Source organism: Streptomyces echinoruber, from assembly GCF_014651135.1.
Classification (GTDB): Bacteria; Actinomycetota; Actinomycetes; order Streptomycetales; family Streptomycetaceae; genus Streptomyces; species Streptomyces echinoruber.
Window position 1 is genome coordinate 149,665 of the sequence record NZ_BMWH01000013.1, and the last position, 22,512, is coordinate 172,176.

The window sequence follows — 22,512 nt, forward strand, 5'->3', positions numbered from 1 at the left end:
GGCCCCGTCCGCATACTGATGCACACTATTGCATAAACGTGCAGTGAAACGTATAGTCATGCCGTCGAGGAGGAGGATTCCATGACGGTACGTGCCGCGGTGGCCGGAGCGAGCGGCTACGCGGGCGGGGAGCTGCTGCGCCTGCTGCTCGCCCACCCCGAGGTCGAGATCGGCGCCCTGACCGCCAACTCCAACGCCGGGCAGAAGCTGGGCGCACTCCAGCCGCACCTGCTGCCGCTGGCCGACCGGGTACTGGAGGAGACCGGCCCCGAGGCGCTCGCCGGGCACGACGTGGTCTTCCTCGCCCTGCCGCACGGCCGGTCGGCCGCCGTGGCCGAACAGCTCGGCCCGGACGTGCTCGTCGTGGACATGGGCGCCGACTTCCGGCTGAGCGACGCCGCCGACTGGGAGCGGTTCTACGGCTCCCCGCACGCCGGCACCTGGCCCTACGGCCTTCCCGAACTGCCGGGCGCCCGCGCCGCGCTGGAGGGGTCCAAGCGCATCGCGGTGCCCGGCTGCTACCCGACCGCCGTCTCCCTCGCCCTCTTCCCGGCCTACGCCGCCCGCCTCGCCGAGCCCGAGGCCGTGGTCGTCGCCGCCTCCGGCACCTCCGGCGCGGGCAGGACGCCCAAGCCGCACCTGCTCGGCAGCGAGGTCATGGGGTCCATGTCGCCGTACGGCGTCGGCGGCGTCCACCGGCACACCCCGGAGATGGTCCAGAACCTCAGCGCGGTCGCCGGGGAGCGGGTCTCGGTCTCCTTCACGCCCACCCTCGCCCCGATGCCCCGCGGCATCCTCGCCACCTGCAGCGCCAAGGCACGGGACGGCGTCACCGCCGAGTCGCTGCGCGCCGCGTACGACAAGGCCCTCGCCGACGAGCCCTTCGTCCACCTCCTGCCCGAGGGCCGGTGGCCCGCCACCGCGTCCGTCCACGGTTCCAACGCCGTTCAGGTGCAGGTCGCCCACGACGAGGCCGTGGGACGGATCATCGCGATCAGCGCCATCGACAACCTGACCAAGGGCACCGCGGGCGGTGCCGTCCAGAGCATGAACATCGCCCTGGGTCTCGACGAGACCACCGGACTGACGACGATCGGAGTAGCGCCGTGAGCGTGACGGCAGCGAAGGGATTCACGGCGGCCGGCATCGCCGCCGGAATCAAGGAGAACGGCACCCCGGACCTGGCCCTCGTGGTCAACAACGGGCCGCGCCGCGCCGCCGCGGGCGTCTTCACCTCCAACCGCGTCAAGGCCGCCCCCGTGCTGTGGTCCGAACAGGTCCTCAAGAGCGGCGAGGTCACCGCCGTGATCCTCAACTCCGGCGGCGCCAACGCCTGTACGGGACCCAAGGGCTTCCAGGACACCCACGCCACCGCCGAGAAGGTCGCCGAGGTGCTCGGCATCGGCGCGGGCGAGGTCGCCGTGTGCTCCACCGGGCTCATCGGCGTCCCGCTGCCGATGGACAAGCTGCTGCCCGGCGTCGAGACCGCCGCCGCCCACCTGTCCGAGCACGGCGGCGAGAAGGCCGCCATCGCCATCAAGACCACCGACACCGTCCACAAGACGGCCGTCGTGGCCGGGGACGGCTGGACCGTCGGCGGGATGGCCAAGGGCGCCGGCATGCTCGCCCCGGGCCTGGCCACCATGCTCGTCGTCCTCACCACCGACGCCGACCTCGACAGCGCCACCCTGGACCAGGCCCTGCGCGCGGCCACGCGGGTCACCTTCGACCGCGTCGACTCCGACGGCTGCATGTCCACCAACGACACCGTCCTGCTGCTGGCCTCCGGCGCCTCCGGCGTCACCCCGGAGTACGACGCGTTCGCCGACGCCGTCCGCGAGGTCTGCGCCGACCTCGCCCGGCAGCTCGTCGGCGACGCCGAGGGCGCCAGCAAGGACATCCGGATCGAGGTGGTCAACGCCGCGACCGAGGACGACGCCGTCGAGGTGGGCCGCTCCATCGCCCGCAACAACCTCCTCAAGTGCGCCGTCCACGGCGAGGACCCCAACTGGGGCCGCGTGCTGTCCGCCATCGGCACCACCTCCGCCGCCTTCGAGCCGGACCGGCTGAACGTCGCCATCAACGGCGTGTGGGTGTGCAAGAACGGCTCCGTCGGCGAGGACCGGGAGAAGGTCGACATGCGCTACCGCGAGGTGCACATCGTCGCCGACCTCGCCGCCGGCTCCGAGACCGCCACCATCTGGACCAACGACCTCACCGCCGACTACGTCCACGAGAACAGCGCCTACTCCTCATGACCACGACGCGGAAGCACACGGCACTGCCCAAGGCCCGGATCCTCATCGAGGCGCTGCCCTGGCTGACCCGGCACCACGGCAAGACGGTCGTCATCAAGTTCGGCGGCAACGCCATGGTGGACGACGAGCTGAAGGCCGCCTTCGCCCAGGACGTGGTCTTCCTGCGGCACGCCGGCCTCAAGCCCGTCGTGGTGCACGGCGGCGGCCCGCAGATCTCCGCCGCCCTCGACCGGCACGGCATCGTCAGCGAGTTCAAGGCGGGCCTGCGGGTCACCACCGAGGACGCCATGGACGTCGTACGGATGGTGCTGGCCGGGCAGGTGCAGCGCGAGCTGGTCAACCTGCTCAACCGGCACGGCCCGCTCGCCGTCGGCCTCACCGGCGAGGACGCGCACACCCTCACCGCCACCAAGCACACCCCCGAGATCGACGGCGAGCCGGTGGACATCGGGCGGGTCGGTGAGATCACCGCGATCGACACCGGCGCGATCGAGGCCCTGCTCGCCGACGGCCGCATCCCGGTCGTGTCGTCGATCGCCCGCAGCCAGGACGACGGACACGTCTACAACGTCAACGCCGACACGGCGGCCGCGGCACTCGCCGCGGCGCTGGGCGCCGAGACCCTCATGGTCCTCACCGACGTCGAGGGCCTCTACGAGGACTGGCCGAACTCCGACGAGGTGATCAGCCGCCTGACCGCCTCCCAGCTGGAGAAGCTCCTGCCGGAGCTGTCCTCGGGCATGGTGCCGAAGATGGAGGGCTGCCTGCACGCCGTGCGCAACGGCGTGCGCACCGCCCGCGTCATCGACGGCCGCGTCCAGCACTCCATCCTGCTGGAGATCTTCACCGACGAGGGCATCGGCACCATGGTCGTGCCCGACGAGCCCGACGAGCCCGACGAGCCCGACGAGATCGGCGAGATCGACAAGCCCGACGAGCCCGACGAGACCGAGGGGAATTTGTCATGACCGGCACCACGACCAACGCCGACCTGACCCGGCGGTGGCAGGGCGCGCTCATGAACAACTACGGCACCCCGCGGCTGCCCCTGGTACGTGGCGAGGGCGCCCGGCTGTGGGACGCCGACGGCAGGGAGTACCTCGACTTCGTCGGCGGCATCGCCGTCAACGCGCTCGGCCACGCCCACCCGGCCGTCGTCGACGCCGTCAGCCGGCAGATCGCCTCCCTGGGCCACGTCTCCAACCTGTTCGTCGCCGAGCCCCCGGTCGCCCTCGCCGAACGGCTGCTGGAGCTGTTCGGGCGCGAGGGGCGGGTCTACTTCTGCAACTCCGGCGCGGAGGCCAACGAGGGCGCCTTCAAGATCGGCCGGCTCACCGGGCGGCGGCACATGGTCGCCACCGAGGGCGGCTTCCACGGCCGGACCATGGGCGCGCTCGCCCTCACCGGCCAGCCGGGCAAGCAGGAGCCGTTCCGGCCGCTGCCGGGCGACGTCACCCACGTGCCGTACGGCGACGCGCAGGCGCTGGCCGCCGCGGTCACCGACGAGACCGCGCTGGTGATCATCGAGCCGATCCAGGGCGAGAACGGCGTGGTGGTGCCCCCGGCCGGCTACCTGAAGGCGGCCCGCGCGATCACCGCCAACGCGGGGGCGCTGCTGGTGCTGGACGAGGTGCAGACGGGTGTCGGCCGCACCGGGCACTGGTTCGCCTACCAGGCCCACGAGGGCGTCCTGCCGGACGTGGTGACCCTCGCCAAGGGGCTGGGCGGCGGACTGCCGCTGGGCGCCACCGTCGCCTTCGGCCGCGCCGCCGAACTGCTGCGGCCCGGGCAGCACGGCACGACCTTCGGCGGCAACCCGGTCGCCTGCGCCGCCGGGCTGGCCGTCCTGGACACCATCGCCGGCGAGGGGCTGCTGGAGAACGTCAAGCGGCAGGGCGAGAGGCTGCGCGAGGGAATCGAGGGTCTCGGCCACCCGCTGGTCGGCCATGTCCGGGGTGCGGGCCTGCTCCTGGGTATCGTGCTCACCGGGCCGCACGCACCCCGGGTGCAGCAGGCGGCCCAGGACGCCGGGTTCCTGGTGAACGCGCCCACCCCCGAGGTCGTACGGCTCATGCCGCCGCTGAACCTCGGCGACGACGTGGTGGACGCCTTCCTGCGGGCCCTGCCCGGCATCCTCGACGAGACCCACGGGGACGGACGATCCGGAGAATGAGACGACGATGAGCCAGGCGCAGGACCACGGGCGAAACCACGGCGCCGGGCCTGCCGTGCCGCAGACCCGCACCGCACGCCACCGCCGGATCGTGGACATCCTCAACCGGCAACCGGTGCGCTCGCAGAGCCAGTTGGCGAAGCTCCTCGCCGACGACGGGCTGAGCGTCACACAGGCGACGCTCTCCCGGGACCTGGACGAGCTGAACGCGGTGAAGATCCGCAACACCGACGGCGACCTCATCTACGCGGTGCCCAGCGAGGGCGGTTTCCGCACGCCGCGGGCGCCGCTCGGGGAGTCCGCCAAGGAGGAGCGGATGCGGCGGCTGTCCCAGGAGCTGCTGATCTCCGCGGAGGCCTCCGCCAACCTCGTGGTCCTGCGCACCCCGCCCGGTGCCGCCCAGTTCCTCGCCTCCGCCATCGACCAGGCCGAGCTCCACGACATCCTCGGCACGATCGCCGGCGACGACACGGTGCTGCTGATCAGCCGGGAGCCGACGGGGGGGCAGGCGCTCGCCGACCACCTGCTGCGGCTGGCCCAGAACGGGCACAGCAGTCACAACAGTCACAACAGCCACAACAGTCAAGACGGGCGCCACGGGCAGTGAGCGCCGGGGCCTCGCGGCGCGGCCGTCAGCCCAGCCGCGCCGCGAGCCCCCCGGTGCACCGCACCTCGTCGCCCGCCGTGATCAGCAGCGCCTCCACGTCCGGCAGCGACTCCAGCCAGCGCAGGCCCTGCCGCGACCCCATCGCGAAGGCGGCCGTGGCCCAGCAGTCCGCCCAGGTCAGCCGGGGCGCGACGACCGTGACGGCGACCAGGTCGGTCACCGCCGAGCGGCCGGTGCGCGGATCGACGATGTGCGCGCCGCGCTCCGCGGTGCCGGACGTGGCCACGGCCAGCTCGCTCACGCCGGCCGCCGAGACGACCGCCGCGAGGCCGCCCGGCCGCAGCGGGTCGGAGACACCGACGCGCCACGGCCGGTGCGGCTCGGGCGTGCCGAGGAGCTGCACGTCACCGCCGCCGTTGACGCTCACCCCGCTCGCCCCGGCGGCGGCGATCGCCCGGGCCGCCCGCTCGGCCGCCCAGCCCTTGACGATCCCGGTGGGATCCAGGCGCCCCCGGTAGCGGGGGCTGAACCAGCCGTCGCTGACCCGCTCGGCCTCCGCGGCCAGCTCCAGCACCTCGGCGACCTCGGGGTCGCAGTCGCCGACGTCGATCTCACCGCGGGCCAGGCGGGAGACCTGGCTGTCCTCGCGGTAGGTGCTGAACACCTCGTTCACCCGGTGCAGCCCGGCGACGGCCTCGTCGAGGGCCGCGCGGACGGCACCGGGTTCCCCGCCGCGGACGTCGAAGGAGAAGACCGTCCCCATGACCTCCTCCGCGTGACGCACCGCGGCGGGAGCCTCGTGCGACGCCGCCACCGGCTCAGCCACCGGCCTGGTCCAGTGCCGACTGCAGGGACTGCCGGTAGCCGGTGCTGGTGTAGGTGGCGCCGGAGACCGCGTCGATCTGCGCGCTCTGCGCGGCCACGGCCTCCTGGTTGAGTTTGGGTACGGCCGTGGCGGTCTTCTGGCTGCTGAGTCCGCCCTCGGGTGCCTGGACGGCCTCCGCCTTGGTGATCTTCCCGTCGCGGACAGTGATGCGGACCTGCACCGGCCCGTACTGGGTCTTCACGACCTTGCCGGTGACCGTGCCCGTGCCGGCCGCCCGCGCGCCGCCCTGCGGCGACTCCTGCGCCGCCGCGCTCTGCTGCGGGGCCGCGCCGCCCGCCGCCTGCGCGGCACCCGGCCCGGAGGCCGGCTTCAGCGACAGCAGCAGCACGATCCCGGACACCGTCGCGGCCGCGGTGAGCACGACGCGCCGGACGGGGTGGCTCTTCCTCATCGGTCCTACAGCTCCTGTTCCTGGGGTCGATACGTCCGTTGGCCGGGGCGGACGGCGCTCACATCTCGAACGACTCCTGGTGGATGCGGCGGGCGGGGACCCCTGCCTCGCGCAGCGCCTCGTACACCGACTGCGCGAAGCCGGGCGGCCCGCACAGGAACACGTCGTGGCGGTCGATGTCCGGGATCTTCCGCTTCAGGGACTCCGCGGAGATGTCGGGGCGCTCCCCGTCCGGACTGTTGACCGCGTACATCAGCCGGGCCCCGCGCTCGTCGGCGATCTTGGCGAGCTCGTCCCACAGCGCCAGGTCCCGGGTGGTGTTGGCCCGGTAGAGCAGGGTGATGTCGCCGGCCGCGCCGGGCAGCGTCTCGAACAGCGCCCGCATCGGCGTGATGCCGACACCGCCGGCGACCAGCAGCACCTTGCCGCGGCTGCGCCGGGCCGCCGTCAGCGCGCCGTAGGGGCCCTCGGCCCACACCCGGGTGCCGGGCTCCAGCTCGCGCAGCCGGGCGCTGTGGTCGCCGATCGCCTTCACGGTGATGCGCAGCAGATCCGGGCGGGGCGCCGCGGACAGCGAGTACGGGTGGGAGCTGAAGCGCATGCCCGGCGCGAGGAACCGCCAGCGGAAGAACTGGCCCGCCTCCGCGCCGATCCGGTGCAGCCGGCGCCCGCCGATGAGCACCGACACGATGCCGGGTGCCTCCTCCACCACGGCCTCGACCCGCATGCGGTGCCGCAGGTTCAGGCGGATCGGGGTGAGGATGCGGTACCACAGCACCATCGCCGTGACCGCGCCGTACAGCCCGTACCAGAACGTCTTCGCGGCCGGTTCCACGGCGAAGTCGTTGCCGGTGGTGATCTGGTGCCAGAACGTCAGGAACACCGCCGCGTACGTCAGCAGGTGCACGTGGTACCAGGTGTCGTACGGCATCCGGCGGCGGACCGCGCCGATCGAGATCAGGCCGATGACCACCAGCAGGCCGGTGCCGATGGCGGCCTTGCCCATGTCGGGCAGGGTGTTGATGGAGTCGACGGTCTGCTGGACGATGTCGCCGAGCGACTTGCCGGCCTGCAGCGCGTACCCCCACATGGTGAGGAAGACGTGCGCGAGGACCAGGCTGAGGGTGTAACGGCCGCTCATCGCGTGCCAGCGCGCCACCCGGTCGGAGCCCACCCGCCGCTCCAGCGCGGGCACCCGGGCCATCTGCAGCACGACGAGCGCCATCAGGTAGCCGGCGAGCAGGCCGGTGATGCGGCCGGCGTTGAGGATTCTGCCGGTGGTGTCGGCGATGGACGGGGTGTTCATCCACCACAGCCAGAGCACTCCGGCCGCGCCCGCCCCCACGGCGAGCAGCAGCGGTATGGCGGGGGAGCGGCGCGGGCGGATGCGGCGCATCGTCTGGCGCCGGGCGGCACGGCCGCCTGCGAGCGTGGTGGTCACGGTTCCTCCGTGGACGTGCAAGGGGGGTGGCGTGGTCCCTTGGCCCTTGGATACGTGCCGCACCGGCCGCGTGTTCACCTCGCTCCGGAGTCCTCTGGAGCCCCGCGGCGTCCAGGGCCGACCGGAGGGACTCGCGGTAGCCCTCGCTGGTGTAGCCGCCGCCCGGGATCGGCCCACCGCAGGATCCGTACCGCTGCCTCCCGGGGCACCGACACGCACACCGCCCGCACGCCTGAGGGTGTGCGGGCGGGCCGGGCGCCTTTCCGGATCCGGGCGGGTCCGCCCCGCCCGTCACCGTGGCCGCCCCGGCCGGCGCTGCAACGGGGCGGCCACGGCTGCCTGGCACGTCACGCGGTGAGCGTGCAGGCGGCCGGGGTGCCGACGCGGCGCCCGCGTCGTCCGGCGAGGAGTACGGGAAAGCGGTTGCCCTCGTTCAGTCGACCTCGGAGATTGACGAACCATGCAGAGTTCTGCATACTCATGCATATCACCGCATGCACTCCGAGGGAGAAACCGTGACCGAGCGCGTCGTACTCGCCTACTCCGGCGGTCTGGACACCTCCGTCGCCATCGGCTGGATCGCCGAGGAGACGGGCGCCGAGGTCATCGCCGTTGCCGTGGACGTCGGCCAGGGCGGCGAGGACCTGGACGTCATCCGCAAGCGCGCGCTCGCCTGCGGCGCCGTCGAGGCCGAGGTCGCCGACGCCCGCGACGAGTTCGCCGAGGAGTACTGCCTCCCGGCGATCAAGGCCAACGCCCTCTACATGGACCGCTACCCGCTGGTCTCGGCGCTCTCCCGCCCGGTGATCGTCAAGCACCTGGTCGCCGCCGCCAGGAAGCACGGCGCCACCACGGTCGCCCACGGCTGCACCGGCAAGGGCAACGACCAGGTCCGCTTCGAGGCCGGCATCGTCGCCCTCGCCCCCGACCTCAAGTGCATCGCCCCGGTCCGCGACTACGCCATGACCCGCGACAAGGCCATCGCCTTCTGCGAGGAGAAGGGCCTGCCGATCGCGACCACCAAGAAGTCCCCGTACTCCATCGACCAGAACGTCTTCGGCCGGGCCATCGAGACCGGCTTCCTCGAGGACATCTGGAACGCCCCGATCGAGGACATCTACGACTACACCCAGAACCCGGCCGTCCCGCGCGAGCCCGACGAGGTGATCATCACCTTCCAGCAGGGCGTCCCGGTCGCCGTCGACGGCAGGCCCGTCACCGTCCTGCAGGCCATCCAGCAGCTCAACGAGCGCGCCGGCGCCCAGGGCGTGGGCCGGATCGACATGGTCGAGGACCGGCTGGTCGGCATCAAGTCCCGCGAGGTGTACGAGGCGCCGGGCGCGATCGCCCTGATCACCGCCCACCAGGAGCTGGAGAACGTCACCGTCGAGCGCGAACTCGCCCGCTACAAGCGGCAGGTCGAGCAGCGCTGGAGCGAACTCGTCTACGACGGCCTGTGGTTCTCCCCGCTCAAGCGCGCCCTGGACGGCTTCGTCAACGAGGCCAACCAGCACGTCTCCGGCGACATCCGGATGACCCTGCACGGCGGCCGCGCCGTCGTCACCGGCCGGCGCTCCGAGGAGTCCCTGTACGACTTCAACCTCGCCACCTACGACACCGGTGACACCTTCGACCAGTCCGCGGCCAAGGGCTTCATCGACATCTACAGCCTGTCGTCGAAGATCGCCGCCAAGCGGGACCTGGCGTAGCCGCAGGACGACCCCTCCCGCGCATCCCACGCACTGGCCTGGCAACCGCCTCCTCACCTCCGCGGGACATCCCCGGACGTGGGGAGGCGGTCGCACATCGACACCATCGAGGAGTAACGCAAGTGAGCAGCAACAGCGGTGACGTACGGCTCTGGGGCGGCCGTTTCGCCGACGGACCCGCCGAGGCCCTGGCGAAGCTGTCCGCGTCCGTCCACTTCGACTGGCGGCTCGCGCCGTACGACATCGCCGGCTCGCGCGCCCACGCGCGCGTGCTGCACCGGGCGGGCCTGCTCACCGACGACGAGCTGGAGCGCATGCTGGCGGGACTCGACCACCTCGAGGCCGACGTGGCGTCGGGGGAGTTCACCGGCACGATCGCCGACGAGGACGTGCACACCGCCCTGGAACGGGGTCTGCTGGAGCGCCTCGGCCCCGAACTCGGCGGCAAGCTGCGCGCCGGCCGCTCCCGCAACGACCAGGTGGCGACCCTGTTCCGCATGTACCTGCGCGACCACGCCCGCATCATCGGCGGCCTGATCGCCGACCTGCAGGACGCGCTGATCGGCCTGGCCGAGGCCCACCCGGACGTGGCGATGCCCGGCCGCACCCACCTCCAGCACGCCCAGCCGGTGCTCTTCGCCCACCACGTCCTCGCCCACGTCCAGGCCCTCTCCCGGGACGCGGAGCGGCTGCGCCAGTGGGACGAGCGCACGGCCGTCTCCCCGTACGGCTCCGGCGCGCTCGCCGGCTCCTCCCTCGGCCTGGACCCCGAGGCGGTCGCGCGCGACCTGGGCTTCGAGCACGGCAGCGTCGGCAACTCCATCGACGGCACCGCCTCCCGGGACTTCGTCGCCGAGTTCGCCTTCGTCACCGCGATGATCGGCGTGAACCTCTCCCGGATCGCCGAGGAGATCATCATCTGGAACACGAAGGAGTTCTCCTTCGTCACCCTGCACGACGCCTTCTCCACCGGCTCGTCGATCATGCCGCAGAAGAAGAACCCGGACATCGCCGAGCTGGCGCGCGGCAAGTCCGGCCGCCTGATCGGCAACCTGACCGGCCTGCTGGCCACGCTCAAGGCGCTCCCGCTGGCGTACAACCGCGACCTGCAGGAGGACAAGGAGCCGGTGTTCGACTCCTGTGACCAGCTCGAGGTGCTGCTGCCCGCCTTCACCGGCATGATCGCCACCCTCACCGTGCACCGCGAGCGCATGGAGGAACTGGCCCCGGCCGGCTTCTCGCTGGCCACGGACGTCGCCGAGTGGCTGGTCAAGCAGGGCGTGCCGTTCCGCGTGGCGCACGAGGTCGCCGGCGAGTGCGTCAAGGTCGCCGAGGCCGAGGGCAAGGAGCTGCACGAGCTGACCGACGAGCAGTTCGCCAAGATCTCCGCCCACCTCACCCCCGAGGTGCGCTCCGTCCTCGACGTGCCCGGCGCCCTCGCCGCCCGCAACGGCCGCGGCGGTACGGCGCCGGAGGCGGTCGCCGTCCAGCTCGCCGAGCTGAAGCGGGACGTGGCGGCGCAGCACGCCTGGGCGAACGCCCGCGCGTGACACCGCGGCATCGCGGGTTACGTTGGTCGCACGCCGCACTCGGAGCCGACCGGACGGAGCCCGCGATGCCCTTCGCGCGACTGGCCCACGCCACGACCCCCACCTGCCACATCGGCCTCGGCCTGGCCGCCGTCGGACGCCCCGGCTACCTCACCCTCGGCCGCGGACGCGACCTGCCGGCCGAGCGCACCGCGGCGGCGCTGCGGGCGCGCACCCACGAACTCCTCGACGCCGCCTACGCGCAGGGCGTGCGCTACATCGACGCCGCCCGCTCCTACGGCCGCGCGGAGGAGTTCCTCGCCGAGTGGCTGCGCGCCCACCCCGAGGCCGACGACGTCGTCGTCGGCAGCAAGTGGGGCTACACCTACACCGCCGACTGGCGCACCGACGCCGAGACGCACGAGGTCAAGGACCACGGCGTCGCCACCTACGAACGGCAGCGCGCCGAGACCGCCGCGCTGCTCGGCGACCGCCTCGACCTGTACCAGATCCACTCGCTCACCCCGGACAGCCCCGCCCTCACCGACAAGGAGCTGCACGCCCGCCTCGCCGAGGCCGCCGCCGGCGGGCTGACCGTCGGCTTCACCACCAGCGGCCCCGGCCAGGCCGACGCGATCCGCGCCGCGCTCGCCGTGACCGTCGACGGCGCGCCGCTCTTCCGCTCCGTCCAGGCCACCTGGAACCTCCTGGAGACCTCCGCCGCCCCCGCCCTCGCCGAGGCCCACGACGCCGGCCTGACCGTGATCGTCAAGGAGGGCATGGCCAACGGCCGTCTCGCCGAGCCCCACGCCCCCGAACCCCTGCGCCGCGTCGCGCGGGAGACCGGCCTGGGCTGCGACGCCGTCGCCCTCGCCGCCGTGCTGCGCCACCCCTGGGTGGACCTGGTGCTCTCCGGCGCCGCCACGGTCACCCAGCTCCTGTCCAACCTCCACGCCCCGGCCGTCGACCTCGACGAGGACCAGCTCTCCCGCCTGGCCGCCCTCGCCGAGGACCCGCGCGCCTACTGGGAGCGGCGCGGACAACTGCCCTGGCACTGACTGGCACTGACCCGTCGGCCCCGCCCGCACCGACACCTCGCCGGCCGGGCGCGCCGACGGAGGGGGTGGCGTGTCCTACCCGGCCCGTGCGGCGGCGGCCCGGACCGGGCGGCGGGTCCTCCCGGCGGCGCAGGGACGCACCGCCGGGAGGAACCGCCGGGAGGAATACGGGAAACCGGGAGAACCCGGAGGAAGTTACGCGGCCTTCGCCTTCGTGGCGTACATGTCGACGTACTCCTGCCCCGACAGGCGCATCACCTCGGCCATCACCGAGTCGGTCACCGCCCGCAGCACGTACCGGTCCCGGTCCATCCCCTCGTAGCGGGAGAACTCCATCGGCTCACCGAACCGGATGGTCACCTTGCCCGGCCGGGGCATCCCGCGGCCCCCGGGCTGCAGCTTGTCCGTGCCGATGACGGCGAACGGCACCACCGGCGCGCCGGTCATCAGCGCCAGCCGGGCGATGCCGGTGCGGCCCCGGTAGAGGCGGCCGTCGGGGGAGCGGGTGCCCTCGGGGTAGATGCCGAACATCTTGCCCTCCTCCAGCACCCGCTTGCCCGTCATCAGGGCCGCGACCCCGCCGCTCGCGCCGTCGCGGTCCACGGGGATCATGCCGACGCCGGTGAAGAACCAGGCCATGAGGCGGCCCTTGAGGCTCTTGCCGGTGACGTACTCGTCCTTGCCGATGAAGTGCACCTGCCGCCTGGTGACCAGGGGCAGCACGATCGAGTCGATGAAGGTGAGGTGGTTGCCGGCGAGGATGACCGCGCCGTCACCGGGGATGCGCTCCGCGCCCTCCACCTGTGGGCGGAACATCAGCCGCATGATCGGGCCGAGCACTGCCTTGATGAGTGCGAAGCGGGACAACGGGCCCTCCGAGGTCGGGGTCGTCAGGGACGTCGAGGACGTCAGGGACGTCAAGGACATCAAGGATGCGGTATGTGTCTGTGCAGGTGAGGACGATACTCGCGGCCCCCGGGGCGCGCACGTCGGTTCACCGGGGTCTTACGCGCCGTTGACACGGGTTCACCTGCGGTCCCGTGATGTTTCCGGCGTGTCGCGCCCGTGCCGAGGTGTGACGGAGGTCGCGCACCGCCTCCACGGTGCCCAGTGCCCCGCCCGGCGCCGGTCAAGCCCACGCGCCGTCAGAAAACGGCCACCACGCGCCATCCGCCGTCACCCCCGTGTTCCGGCCGGTGTCTCCCCATGGTCATGTACACCCCCCTACCATCGGCCCGCACCGACGGCAGTACGGCAGAAAGGCACGCGGATGGCAGCGTACGGGGCGCACGGGACGCAGGAGCAGGCGGCGGAGAGCGGCCGGGCCACCGGACGGCGGGCGGTCCTGGGAGCCGCGGTGCTCGGCGCGGGCGGAGCCGTGCTGGGACTGCCCGGCGCGGCGAGGGCCGCCGAGCAGCGGACGGCCGGGCGCGGCGGGGGCGGGCTGAGGGGTCTGCCGGTGCCGACGGTCATCGGCCACCGGGGCGCCAGCGGCTACCGCCCCGAGCACACCTTCGGCTCCTACCAGCTCGCCCTCGACCTCGGCGCCGACATCGTCGAGGCCGGCGACCTGGTGCCCACCCGGGACGGCCACCTGGTGTGCCGGCACGAGCCGGAGATCGGCGGCACGACCGACGTCGCCGACCATCCCGAGTTCGCCGACCGCAGGACCACCAAGGTCGTCGACGGCGTGCCCACCACCGGCTGGTTCACCGAGGACTTCACCCTCGCCGAGCTCAAGACGCTGCGGGCGGTCGAGCGCATCCCGGCCAACCGGCCGCACAACACGCTCTACAACGGCCGCTGGGAGATCCCCACCTTCGAAGAGGTCCTCACGTGGCAGGACGAGCAGACCCGCAGGCGCGGCAGGCAGGTGTGGATCTACCCGGAGACCAAGCACCCCACCTACTTCCGCAAGCTGGGCCTGGGCCTGGAGGAGCGGGTGGCGAAGCTGCTGCGCAAGTACGGCAAGGACAAGCGCACTTCGCCGGTCGTCCTGCAGTCCTTCGAACCGAGCAGCATCCAGCGGCTGAACAGGCTCGTCGACAACCCGCTGGTCGTGCTGCTGTCCTCGGCCGACAGCCGCCCCTGGGACTTCGTGGAGGCGGGCGACCCGCGCACCGTCGCCGACCTGATCACCCCGAAGGGCCTGCGGGAGATCGCCGGCTACGCGCAGGGCATCGGCCCGACCCTCGACCTGATCATCCCCAGGGACGCGAACGGCAACCTGACCAAGCCCACCACGCTGGTCGCCGACGCGCACAAGGTGGGGCTGATCCTGCACCCGTACACCCTGCGCAACGAAAACCCCTTCCTGCCCGCGGAGTTCCGCAAGGGCACCGACGCCGACGGCTACGGCGACGCGTTCGGCGCGTTCCAGGCGTACTTCGCCACCGGCATCGACGGCATCTTCACCGACAACGCCGACACCGCCCTGCTCGCCCGCGAGGACTTCGTCAACGGCTGAGCCGCGCCACCCCGTTCGGGGTGTCTGCCGGCCGCCCCGGCAACCGGTGCCGGGGCGGCCGCGTCGTGCCGCATGTGACCCCCGAACTGCTCACCGCCCTGCGGCCCCTGCTCGCCGCCGAGGCCTCGGCCGAGGCACAGGCCGGCGGAACCGATCCCGGCGACCTCGAACAGGCCGTGTGGCTGCGCCTGCTGGAACGCCTGCACGCCGGCGGGGCACCGGCCGACCCGCACGGCTGGCTGCGCAAGGCCGTCCGCCTGGAGGCGCGCCGCACCCGCCGCACCGCCCGCCGGGAACGGCCCTACGCCGGCGAGCCCGCCGACGAGCGGGAGCACGGCCCCGAGCACCTCGCCCTCGCCGCCGCCCGGCGCCGCGCCCTGCACGGCGCGGTGCGCCGGCTGCCCGGCCGCTGCCCCCGGTTGATGGCCGCCCTGCTGTCCCCGAAGGACCTGACATACCGGGAAATCGCGGGGGAGTTGGGTATCTCACAGGGCAGTATTGGTCCGGAACGCTCCAGATGTCTGGGATGTCTGCGGCGATTGCTCACCGGGGAGGTTGCGGCCCGTGAACCGCGGGGATAGGAGTGGGGGACGACAGTGAGCAGGTGAGCGGGAGGCGTGCACACATGGGCATGAGCGTGACCATCTCGGAGGCGACCGACCGGGACGCCGAGCAGATCTTCAGGCTGCAGTACCTGTGCTTCCAGGGCGAGGCCGCTCTGTACGGTAACTACCGCATCGACCCGCTCGTCCAGACCCTCGACTCGGTCCGCCGGGAGGTCGCCGAGGACTGCGTCTTCGTGGCGCGGCTCGGCGACGAGGTCGTCGGCTCCGTACGCGGCCGGGTCACGGAGGACGGCGCAGCCTCCATCGGCAAGCTCTGCGTCCACCCCCGTCTCCAGGGCCACGGCATCGGCGCCCGCCTGCTGCGCGCGGTCGAGTCCGCCCTCGCCGGGCAGCGCGGGGCCACCCGGTTCCGCCTGCGTGCCGGCCACCGCAGCGAGGGCAGCCTGCGCCTGTACCGGCGCGTGGGCTACGAGACCGTGGGCACGGTCAAGGGCGCCGACGGCGTACCGATGATCGTCCTGGAGAAGCCGGCCGACACGTACGCGGCCACCGCCTGAGCCGCCGGGAGCCCGGGCCGCCGGGAGCGATACGGGCGGGAGCGGTCCGGACCGCTCCCGCCCGTATCGCTCCCGGGGCGTCAGGAGCCGTCCGCCCGCGCCGCGCGCGACCTGCGCAGCCAGTACAGCGCCGACAGCGGCAGCAGCACGGGGATGAACACGTACCCCATGCCGTAGTCGGACCACACGGTGGCGTCGGGGAAGGCGGACGGCTCGACCAGGGTCCAGGTGCCCACCGTCAGCACGCCCACGAGTTCGGCGGCGCAGCACACCAGCGCCGCCTTCCGGGCCGTCTCGCCGCCGCGCACCAGGGTGTAGGTGATGAAGCCGTACACCACGCCGGCCACCGCCGACAGCGAGTAGGCGAGCGGCGCGCGGTCGAACTGCGTGGAGATCTGGTACACCGAGCGCGACACCGCGCCGACCACCATCACGCCGTACAGCCACACCAGCAGCAGCCCCGGGCCGCCGGTCAGCCGCGTCCTGCCGCCCTGCTTCCGCTGCGCCGGCTCCTGGTGCGCGTTCCGCGTGGCGGTCATCTCAGCCTCCCCAGATGTCGTAGAGCCGCACCTCGAGCACGGCCAGCACCACACCGCCCGCCGCGACCGTCACCGAACCCCAGCGGGTGCGCTCGGACAGCGACATCAGGCCCGCCGCCGGGACGCACGCGAAGGCGCCCAGCAGATACGCCACGAAGATCGCCGTGCCCTGCTGCGGCTTCTCGCCCCGCGCCAGCTGCACCACCCCGACCACCAGCTGCACCAGCGCCAGCAGGGACACCACGGCCATGCCGATGAAGTGCCAGTCCTTCGTCGGCTGGTCGCGGTGGGCGGCCCAGCCGCACCACGCGGCGAGCAGCAGCGCGGCGACACCCGTCGCCGGCGTCAGGGGATCGAGCATGCTGCGACCTTATTACGGGCCAAAAAGGCCGCCGCGAGCGGCCCTGCCGCGCCGTTGCGGACCGCCCTGCCGCGCCGGTGCGAACGCCGCCGCCCTGCCGCTGCGAACGCTCCCGAGGCCACCGCGCCGGCCGCCCGCGCGCCGTGGCGTTGGCCACACGCGCCCGGACCGCGGCCCGGGCGCCGCCCCGGGACGGAACCCGGCGCGGCGGCGTCCCGCCTGGTCAGCGCCGGGGCGGCGGGGAACCGCGCGGGCGGCCGACGCGCCCCGCCGGTACGTCCACGGCTGTCCAGCATGCGGACAGGCGGGCCGTGTCAGGACCGTAGGTCTGGTTTACTGATCGCATGACCACGACGAGCGACCGCACCCTTGCGACCGAGGCGATCACGACGCCCGGTGCTCGTTGTCGGTGTTCGTGTCGCATGTGTCGTTCGTGTCGCATGTGTCGAATGTGCGCCTGCTAGAGGGCCCCCGCACCATCTGAGCCTCGCGCCCCGAAGCGAGTGCCCGCTCCTGTCCGCGCCGGCGTCCGGAACCCGGGACGCACGCGGCCGAGCCTCCCCCCGCCCCGCGCGCCCGCGGCCCGTCCCGGCCGGCGAGCACCGCGCCGCGCGCCCCGGGCCGGCCGACTTTTCGACCAGGAACGCCCCGTGCCCGGCGCCCACGACGCGCCGCGCACTCGACAGTGACGGAAACCCCACGTGATCACCACCACGGGCCTGACCAAGGTCTACCGCTCACACGGCCGCGAGACCGTCGCCCTCGACGGCGTCGACCTGCACGTCCGCGAAGGCGAGGTGTACGGCGTCATCGGCCAGTCCGGCGCCGGCAAGTCCTCGCTGATCCGCTGCGTCAACCTCCTGGAGCGGCCCACCTCCGGGACGGTCACCGTCGACGGGCAGGACCTCACCGCCCTCGCCGGCCGCGGCCCGCGCGCCGGCCGGGAACTGCGCCGGGCCCGCAGCCGTATCGGCATGGTCTTCCAGCACTTCAACCTGCTGTCCACCCGGACTGTGCAGGACAACGTCGAACTGCCGCTGGAGATCCTCGGCAAGTCGGGCAAGGAGCGTTCCCGCAAGGCGCTGGAGCTGCTCGACCTGGTCGGCCTCGCCGACAAGGCCAGGGCCTATCCCGCCCAGCTCTCCGGCGGCCAGAAGCAGCGCGTCGGCATCGCCCGCGCCCTGGCCGGCGACCCCAAGGTGCTGCTGTCCGACGAGGCCACCAGCGCCCTCGACCCGGAGACCACCCGCTCCATCCTGACGCTGCTGCGCGACCTCAACCGGCAGCTCGGCCTGACCGTCCTGCTCATCACGCACGAGATGGACGTCGTGAAGTCCGTCTGCGACTCCGCCGCCCTGATGGAGAAGGGCCGCATCGTCGAGTCCGGCACCGTGGGCGACCTGCTGGCCACCCCCGGCTCCCGGCTCGCCGCCGCCCTCTTCCCGGTCGGCGGCGAGGCCACCGGCGCGGACCGGACCGTGCTGGACGTCACCTTCCGGGGCGAGGCCGCCGCCCAGCCGGTCGTCTCCCGGCTGGCCCGCACCTACAACATCGACATATCGATCCTCGGTGCCGCCGTCGACACCGTCGGCGGCCTGCAGGTCGGCCGCATGCGCATCGAACTGCCCGGCCGTTACGAGGACAACGTCGTGCCCATCGGCTTCCTGCGCGAACAGGGGCTGCAGATCGACGTGGTGGGCCACGAGTCCGCGACGCTGGTGAAGGAGGCCGCGAAGTGACCTGGTCGGAGATGCAGCCCCTGCTGTCCCAGGCCTGTGGGGACACCCTCTACATGGTCGGCTGGTCCACGCTGATCGCCGTCGTCGGCGGCCTGCCGCTCGGCATCCTGCTGGTGCTGACCGACCGCGGCGGCCTGCTGCAGAACGTCGTCGCCAACAAGGTCATCGGGCAGATCGTGAACGTCGCCCGCTCGATGCCGTTCATCATCCTCATGGTCGCGCTGATGAGCTTCACCCGCTGGGTCACCGGCACCACCATCGGCCGCGAGGCCGCCATCGTGCCGCTGGCCATCGGCGCCATCCCGTTCTTCGCGCGCCTGGTCGAGACGGCCGTGCGCGAGGTGGACGGCGGACTGGTCGAGGCGGTGCAGGCGATGGGCGGCAACACCTGGACCGTCGTGCGCAAGGTGCTGATCCCCGAGGCCCTGCCCTCCCTCATCTCCAGCACCACCACCACGATCGTCGCCCTCATCGGCTACTCCGCGATGGCCGGCACCGTCGGCGCCGGCGGCCTCGGCGACCTCGCCGTCCGCTACGGCTACCAGCGCTTCGAGACCGATCTGATGTGGATCACCGTGGCGATCCTCGCCGTCGTCATCTCCCTCATCCAGTTCGCCGGCGACTACGCCGCCCGCGCCCTGCACCGCCGCGGCGGCCGCTCCGGGCCCGCGCCGAGGCTGCGGCTGCTCAAGGCCGAGGAGCCCGCGGCGGCGGACATCGGCAAGGCCGTCTGAGCCGTACCGTCCGCGCCGCCCGCACCGTCCGCACCGCCCGGGTCGCGAGGACTCCGTCCCGCGCCACCCGGACCGCGAGGCACCCACTCCGCGCGGCCGCCGCACCGCGGCGGCCGCCCCCGAACTCCCCGCCGTCACACGCCGGGGTCGCACCACCCACGAGGAAAGGCACTTTTCGTGCGTAACACCGCCAAGATCACCACCGCCGTTCTCGCCGCCGGAGCCCTCACCCTCGGGCTGACCGCCTGCGGCGGCGGCAAGGACTCCGCCTCCGACCGCAGCGGACCGCTGGTCGTCGCCGCGAGCCCCACCCCGCACGCCGAGATCCTGGACTTCGTCAAGAAGAACCTGGCGAAGAAGGCGGGCCTCGACCTGGAGGTGAAGGAGTTCACCGACTACGTCACGCCGAACACGGCGACCGAGGACGGCTCGGTGGACGCCAACTACTTCCAGAACCAGCCGTACCTCGACGACTTCAACAAGAAGAACGGCACCCACATCGTGCCCGTCGTCACGGTGCACCTGGAACCGCTCGGCCTGTACTCCCACAAGGTCGAGAAGGCCGACGACCTCAAGAGCGGTGCGACCGTCGCCGTCCCCAACGACACCGTCAACGAGGCGCGCGCCCTGAAGCTGCTCGCCGCCCACAAGCTCATCACCCTCAAGCCCGGCGTCGGCAACGAGGCGACCCCCGCCGACATCACCGGCAACCCCAAGCACCTGAAGTTCAAGGAGCTGGAGGCCGCCCAGACCCCGCGCTCCCTGGACGACGTGGACGCCGCCGTCGTCAACGGCAACTACGCCCTCTCCTCCGGCCTCAAGCCCGCCAAGGACGCCCTGGTCCTGGAGTCCGCCAAGAACAATCCCTACGGCAACTTCCTCGCCGTCAAGAAGGGCAACGAGAGCGACCCGCGGGTGAAGAAGCTCGCCGAGCTCCTCACCTCGCCCCAGGTGAAGAAGTTCATCGAGGACAAGTACCAGGGTTCGGTCATCCCGTCCTTCTGAGCCCGTCCACGGCCCGGCACCCGGCGACGCCCACGCAGGGGGTCCGCTCCTTCACACGGAGTGGGCCCCCGCGTGCGGTGCGATGCTTTCATGCTGCATGCTGGGCTGTTCAGCAGACCCTGAAGGCTTCCCGAAGGTAACGGAGCGGCGCATGACGAGCACCTTCCCCAACGTCTCCCTCACCACGGAGCGGTTGGTCCTGCGCCCCTTCGAGGAGGCGGACGTCGAGGCGTTCACCGAGATGATGAACGACGAGCTCGTCACCGCCTGGACCTCCGTCCCCCACCCCTACACCGAGGCCGACGCCCGCGCCTGGATCACCGAGCGCGCCCCCGCCGAACGCGCCGAGGGCCGCGGCATCGTCTTCGCCGTCACCGAGTTCCTCACCCAGCGCCTGGTCGGCACCGTCCACCTGAGCAATACCGACTGGCGGGTGCGCTCCACCGAGATCGCCTACGTCGTCGCGCCCTGGGCGCGCGGCGAGGGCTACGCCTCCGAAGCGGCCCTCGCCACCGCCCAGTGGCTCTTCACCGACCAGAAGTTCGAGCGCCTGGAACTGCGCACCGCCGCCGACAACACCGCCTCCCAGCAGGTCGCCCAGAAGATCGGCTGTGTCAGCGAGGGCGTGCTGCGCGGCGCCTGGATAGCGCGCACCCGCGGCGAGAACGGCCAGTGGACCGACGTGCGCACCGACCTCATCGTGTGGAGCCTGCTGCCCGAGGACCTCGAAGGCGTCGGCGAGCAGCCGGCCGGCACCGGCTTCACGTCGTACCCGCACTGGAACTGACTCCCGTACCGGAACCGACTCCCGCACCGGAACCGACTTCCGTACCGGAACCGACTCTCGTACCGGAACCGACTTCCGTACGGGGACCGACTCCCGTACCGGAACCGACTTCCGTACGGGGACCGACTCCCGTACCGGAACCGGTCCTTGCGCCGGAACCGGTCCTTGCGCCGAAGCCGGCCACCCGTACCGGAACCGGCGGCCCCTCCGGCACCCGGACGGCGCCGTGCCCAGGGGCGGCGCGGCTGCCTGCCGACGCCACCGGGTACGCTCACCAAGCCCGCCTGGGGCCCCGCTGACGACCTGCGAAAACCTGGAGACTGACGACGATGGCCGACCGGGTCACGGTGATCGGCTGGGACGGTTCGCCGTTGACCGACACGGCGCGCGCCGCCCTGGGCGCCGCCACCCTCGTGGCGGGCGCCGCCCACCACCTGGCGCTGCCCGAGGTGCCTCCCACCGCCGAGCGCATCCGCCTCGGCAGCGTCGCCCTCGCCGCCCGCCGCATCGCCGCCCACCGCGGCACGGCCGTGGTCCTCGCCGACGGCGACCCGGGCTTCTTCGGGGTCGTACGGACCCTGCGCGCCCCCGAGTTCGGCCTCGAGGTCGAGGTCGTGCCCGCCGTCTCCTCCGTCGCCCAGGCCTTCGCCCGGGCCGCCATGCCCTGGGACGACGCCCACGTCGTCGTCGCCCACCGGCGCACCCTGCGCCGCGCCGTGAACGTCTGCCGCGCCCACACCAAGGTCGCCGTCCTCACCTCGCCCGGCGCCGGCCCCGCCGAACTCGGGCTGCTGCTCGACGGCGTGCCGCGCACCTTCGTCATCTGCGAGGAACTGGGCACCGAGCACGAGCGGGTCACCGTCGTCACCTCCGACAAGGCCGCCGACCACACCTGGCGCGACCCCAACGTCGTCATCGTCATCGGCGGCCCGGCCACGCCGGCCGGCGCGGCCGGGACCGGCGGCTGGATCGCCGGCCGCGACCCGGGCGCCGGCCCGCGCGGCTGGACCCAGCCCGCCGCGGCCTACGGCGGCACCCTCGGCGAGGGCGAGGCCGAGCTGCTGCGCGCCGCCCAACTCGCCCGCCTGGGGCCCCGGCTGGGCGACCTGGTGTGGGACATCGGCTGCGGCGGTGGCGCGTTCGCCACCGAGGCCGCACGGGCCGGCGCCGCCGTCATCGCCGTCGACCGGGATCCCGCGGCCTGCGCCCGCACCGAGGCGACCGCGCGCCGCTTCGGCGTCCAGCTCCAGGTCGTCCCCGGCAGCGCCCCGCAGGTCCTGGAGGACCTCCCCGAACCGGACGTGGTCCGGGTCGGCGGCGGGGGAGCGGCCGTGGTCTCCGCGGTCGCCGACCGGCGCCCGCAGCGCATCGTCACCCACGCCGCGACCCGCGACGCCGCCGAACGCGTCGGCCGGGACCTGACCGAGCACGGCTACGAAGTGGCGTGCGCCCTGGTGCAGTCCGTGGGCCTGGACACCCGCCTGTGGACCGAGACGGAGCGGAACGTGACGTTCCTGGTCAGCGGAGTGTTGCCCGACCGCGCCCCGTGATCCGCTTGTCGTACCGGCGCGGTAGGCTGGCCGATCGTTGTGCCGCACCCGGACACCCGGCTTCGTCGGTCAATGTCCGGATTGAGCGCCCCGCTCGGGGCGGATGCGGTACGGCACCACCCGAGGACGCGCAACGTGGCGCAGTCCACAGCGGA

Annotated in this window: 21 protein-coding genes and 1 pseudogene; 16 read left to right on the forward strand and 6 right to left on the reverse strand. The window is 72.8% G+C overall.

Features of this window, described 5'->3' with window-relative positions; translation table 11 throughout:
• The first annotated feature begins 81 nt into the window (after window positions 1-81).
• The 5 genes from argC to IE225_RS17115 are packed head-to-tail and all read left to right on the forward strand — an operon-like array spanning window position 82 to window position 5,038.
• Window positions 82-1,110 (forward strand): N-acetyl-gamma-glutamyl-phosphate reductase, encoded by a 1,029-nt coding sequence (gene argC / locus IE225_RS17095; protein ID WP_190058389.1) that lies wholly within the window; start codon window positions 82-84, stop codon window positions 1,108-1,110.
• Window positions 1,107-2,258 carry a bifunctional glutamate N-acetyltransferase/amino-acid acetyltransferase ArgJ gene (gene argJ / locus IE225_RS17100; protein WP_190058390.1) on the forward strand — a complete coding sequence of 384 codons (1,152 nt, stop codon included), beginning with the start codon at window positions 1,107-1,109 and terminating at the stop codon, window positions 2,256-2,258. The genes argC and argJ overlap by 4 nt, the downstream gene beginning before the upstream one ends.
• Entirely contained in the window at window positions 2,255-3,226 is a 972-nt protein-coding gene (argB, locus tag IE225_RS17105) for an acetylglutamate kinase (RefSeq protein WP_190058391.1), read from the forward strand. The genes argJ and argB overlap by 4 nt, the downstream gene beginning before the upstream one ends.
• Window positions 3,223-4,431 (forward strand): acetylornithine transaminase, encoded by a 1,209-nt coding sequence (locus IE225_RS17110; protein ID WP_190058392.1) that lies wholly within the window; start codon window positions 3,223-3,225, stop codon window positions 4,429-4,431. Before argB ends, IE225_RS17110 begins: the two co-directional genes overlap by 4 nt.
• A gap of 7 nt (window positions 4,432-4,438) precedes the next feature.
• Window positions 4,439-5,038: an arginine repressor gene (locus IE225_RS17115; protein WP_190058393.1), complete on the forward strand. Its 600-nt coding sequence runs from the start codon at window positions 4,439-4,441 to the stop codon at window positions 5,036-5,038.
• Between the two features lie 25 nt (window positions 5,039-5,063).
• Here the strand turns inward: IE225_RS17115 and IE225_RS17120 are convergent, their stop codons facing one another.
• From IE225_RS17120 to IE225_RS17130, 3 genes and pseudogenes are all read right to left on the reverse strand, one after another.
• Window positions 5,064-5,801, reverse strand: coding sequence for an FAD:protein FMN transferase (locus IE225_RS17120; protein WP_190058422.1), 738 nt, complete (start codon window positions 5,799-5,801; stop codon window positions 5,064-5,066).
• Window positions 5,802-5,865: 64 nt separating this feature from the next.
• Window positions 5,866-6,315: pseudogene (locus IE225_RS17125) on the reverse strand (FMN-binding protein); the annotation flags it as partial.
• Window positions 6,316-6,373: 58 nt separating this feature from the next.
• Window positions 6,374-7,756, reverse strand: a complete 1,383-nt coding sequence (locus tag IE225_RS17130; RefSeq protein ID WP_190058395.1) for a ferredoxin reductase family protein — start codon at window positions 7,754-7,756, stop codon at window positions 6,374-6,376.
• A 515-nt stretch (window positions 7,757-8,271) separates the two neighbouring features.
• On the opposite strand from IE225_RS17130, the gene IE225_RS17135 reads away from it, so the two are divergent.
• The 3 genes from IE225_RS17135 (at window position 8,272) to IE225_RS17145 (ending at window position 12,052) form a co-directional block, all read left to right on the forward strand.
• The gene (locus IE225_RS17135) at window positions 8,272-9,465 is read left to right on the forward strand and encodes an argininosuccinate synthase (RefSeq protein WP_190058396.1); all 1,194 of its coding nucleotides are present in this window, start codon (window positions 8,272-8,274) and stop codon (window positions 9,463-9,465) included.
• Between the two features lie 122 nt (window positions 9,466-9,587).
• The gene (gene argH, locus IE225_RS17140) at window positions 9,588-11,015 is read left to right on the forward strand and encodes an argininosuccinate lyase (RefSeq protein ID WP_190058397.1); all 1,428 of its coding nucleotides are present in this window, start codon (window positions 9,588-9,590) and stop codon (window positions 11,013-11,015) included.
• A 65-nt stretch (window positions 11,016-11,080) separates the two neighbouring features.
• Window positions 11,081-12,052, forward strand: coding sequence for an aldo/keto reductase (locus IE225_RS17145; RefSeq protein ID WP_190058398.1), 972 nt, complete (start codon window positions 11,081-11,083; stop codon window positions 12,050-12,052).
• 195 nt (window positions 12,053-12,247) lie between these two features.
• Here the strand turns inward: IE225_RS17145 and IE225_RS17150 are convergent, their stop codons facing one another.
• Window positions 12,248-12,979, reverse strand: a complete 732-nt coding sequence (locus IE225_RS17150) for a lysophospholipid acyltransferase family protein (protein WP_190058399.1) — start codon at window positions 12,977-12,979, stop codon at window positions 12,248-12,250.
• A 343-nt stretch (window positions 12,980-13,322) separates the two neighbouring features.
• On the opposite strand from IE225_RS17150, the gene IE225_RS17155 reads away from it, so the two are divergent.
• The 3 genes from IE225_RS17155 (at window position 13,323) to IE225_RS17165 (ending at window position 15,642) form a co-directional block, all read left to right on the forward strand.
• Window positions 13,323-14,519, forward strand: coding sequence for a glycerophosphodiester phosphodiesterase (locus IE225_RS17155; protein WP_190058400.1), 1,197 nt, complete (start codon window positions 13,323-13,325; stop codon window positions 14,517-14,519).
• 74 nt (window positions 14,520-14,593) lie between these two features.
• Complete coding sequence (locus tag IE225_RS17160; RefSeq protein WP_190058423.1) at window positions 14,594-15,100, forward strand: RNA polymerase sigma factor; 507 nt, start codon at window positions 14,594-14,596, stop codon at window positions 15,098-15,100.
• Window positions 15,101-15,144: 44 nt separating this feature from the next.
• Window positions 15,145-15,642, forward strand: a complete 498-nt coding sequence (locus IE225_RS17165; RefSeq protein ID WP_190058401.1) for a GNAT family N-acetyltransferase — start codon at window positions 15,145-15,147, stop codon at window positions 15,640-15,642.
• A gap of 80 nt (window positions 15,643-15,722) precedes the next feature.
• On the opposite strand, the gene IE225_RS17170 is transcribed toward IE225_RS17165, so the two are convergent.
• Together IE225_RS17170 and IE225_RS17175 are read right to left on the reverse strand one after the other, a co-directional pair.
• Window positions 15,723-16,181 carry a hypothetical protein gene (locus tag IE225_RS17170; RefSeq protein WP_190058402.1) on the reverse strand — a complete coding sequence of 153 codons (459 nt, stop codon included), beginning with the start codon at window positions 16,179-16,181 and terminating at the stop codon, window positions 15,723-15,725.
• A gap of 1 nt (window position 16,182) precedes the next feature.
• A complete protein-coding gene (locus IE225_RS17175) occupies window positions 16,183-16,542 on the reverse strand; it encodes a hypothetical protein (RefSeq protein ID WP_190058403.1) in 360 nt (119 codons plus the stop codon).
• 701 nt (window positions 16,543-17,243) lie between these two features.
• On the opposite strand from IE225_RS17175, the gene IE225_RS17180 reads away from it, so the two are divergent.
• From IE225_RS17180 to cbiE, 5 genes are all read left to right on the forward strand, one after another.
• Window positions 17,244-18,281 carry a methionine ABC transporter ATP-binding protein gene (locus IE225_RS17180; protein ID WP_190058404.1) on the forward strand — a complete coding sequence of 346 codons (1,038 nt, stop codon included), beginning with the start codon at window positions 17,244-17,246 and terminating at the stop codon, window positions 18,279-18,281.
• Window positions 18,278-19,015: a methionine ABC transporter permease gene (locus IE225_RS17185; protein ID WP_190058405.1), complete on the forward strand. Its 738-nt coding sequence runs from the start codon at window positions 18,278-18,280 to the stop codon at window positions 19,013-19,015. Before IE225_RS17180 ends, IE225_RS17185 begins: the two co-directional genes overlap by 4 nt.
• Window positions 19,016-19,192: 177 nt before the next feature.
• Window positions 19,193-20,020, forward strand: coding sequence for a MetQ/NlpA family ABC transporter substrate-binding protein (locus IE225_RS17190; protein ID WP_190058406.1), 828 nt, complete (start codon window positions 19,193-19,195; stop codon window positions 20,018-20,020).
• A gap of 151 nt (window positions 20,021-20,171) precedes the next feature.
• Window positions 20,172-20,807, forward strand: a complete 636-nt coding sequence (locus tag IE225_RS17195; RefSeq protein WP_190058407.1) for a GNAT family N-acetyltransferase — start codon at window positions 20,172-20,174, stop codon at window positions 20,805-20,807.
• A gap of 329 nt (window positions 20,808-21,136) precedes the next feature.
• Window positions 21,137-22,357 (forward strand): precorrin-6y C5,15-methyltransferase (decarboxylating) subunit CbiE, encoded by a 1,221-nt coding sequence (gene cbiE / locus IE225_RS17205; RefSeq protein WP_190058408.1) that lies wholly within the window; start codon window positions 21,137-21,139, stop codon window positions 22,355-22,357.
• Window positions 22,358-22,512 lie beyond the last annotated feature (155 nt).

What these genes read in the sequence shown, in the direction of transcription:
- IE225_RS17145 (WP_190058398.1), top strand. Translation starts at nt 11,081, where the DNA reads ATGCCCTTCGCGCGACTGGCCCACGCCACGACCCCCACCTGCCACATC.
- cbiE (WP_190058408.1), top strand. Translation starts at nt 21,137, where the DNA reads ATGGCCGACCGGGTCACGGTGATCGGCTGGGACGGTTCGCCGTTGACC.
- IE225_RS17115 (WP_190058393.1), top strand. Translation starts at nt 4,439, where the DNA reads ATGAGCCAGGCGCAGGACCACGGGCGAAACCACGGCGCCGGGCCTGCC.
- IE225_RS17120 (WP_190058422.1), bottom strand. Translation starts at nt 5,801, where the DNA reads ATGGGGACGGTCTTCTCCTTCGACGTCCGCGGCGGGGAACCCGGTGCC.
- IE225_RS17170 (WP_190058402.1), bottom strand. Translation starts at nt 16,181, where the DNA reads ATGACCGCCACGCGGAACGCGCACCAGGAGCCGGCGCAGCGGAAGCAG.
- IE225_RS17195 (WP_190058407.1), top strand. Translation starts at nt 20,172, where the DNA reads ATGACGAGCACCTTCCCCAACGTCTCCCTCACCACGGAGCGGTTGGTC.
- IE225_RS17150 (WP_190058399.1), bottom strand. Translation starts at nt 12,979, where the DNA reads ATGTCCTTGACGTCCCTGACGTCCTCGACGTCCCTGACGACCCCGACC.
- argC (WP_190058389.1), top strand. Translation starts at nt 82, where the DNA reads ATGACGGTACGTGCCGCGGTGGCCGGAGCGAGCGGCTACGCGGGCGGG.
- IE225_RS17155 (WP_190058400.1), top strand. Translation starts at nt 13,323, where the DNA reads ATGGCAGCGTACGGGGCGCACGGGACGCAGGAGCAGGCGGCGGAGAGC.
- IE225_RS17165 (WP_190058401.1), top strand. Translation starts at nt 15,145, where the DNA reads ATGGGCATGAGCGTGACCATCTCGGAGGCGACCGACCGGGACGCCGAG.
- argB (WP_190058391.1), top strand. Translation starts at nt 2,255, where the DNA reads ATGACCACGACGCGGAAGCACACGGCACTGCCCAAGGCCCGGATCCTC.
- IE225_RS17110 (WP_190058392.1), top strand. Translation starts at nt 3,223, where the DNA reads ATGACCGGCACCACGACCAACGCCGACCTGACCCGGCGGTGGCAGGGC.
- IE225_RS17175 (WP_190058403.1), bottom strand. Translation starts at nt 16,542, where the DNA reads ATGCTCGATCCCCTGACGCCGGCGACGGGTGTCGCCGCGCTGCTGCTC.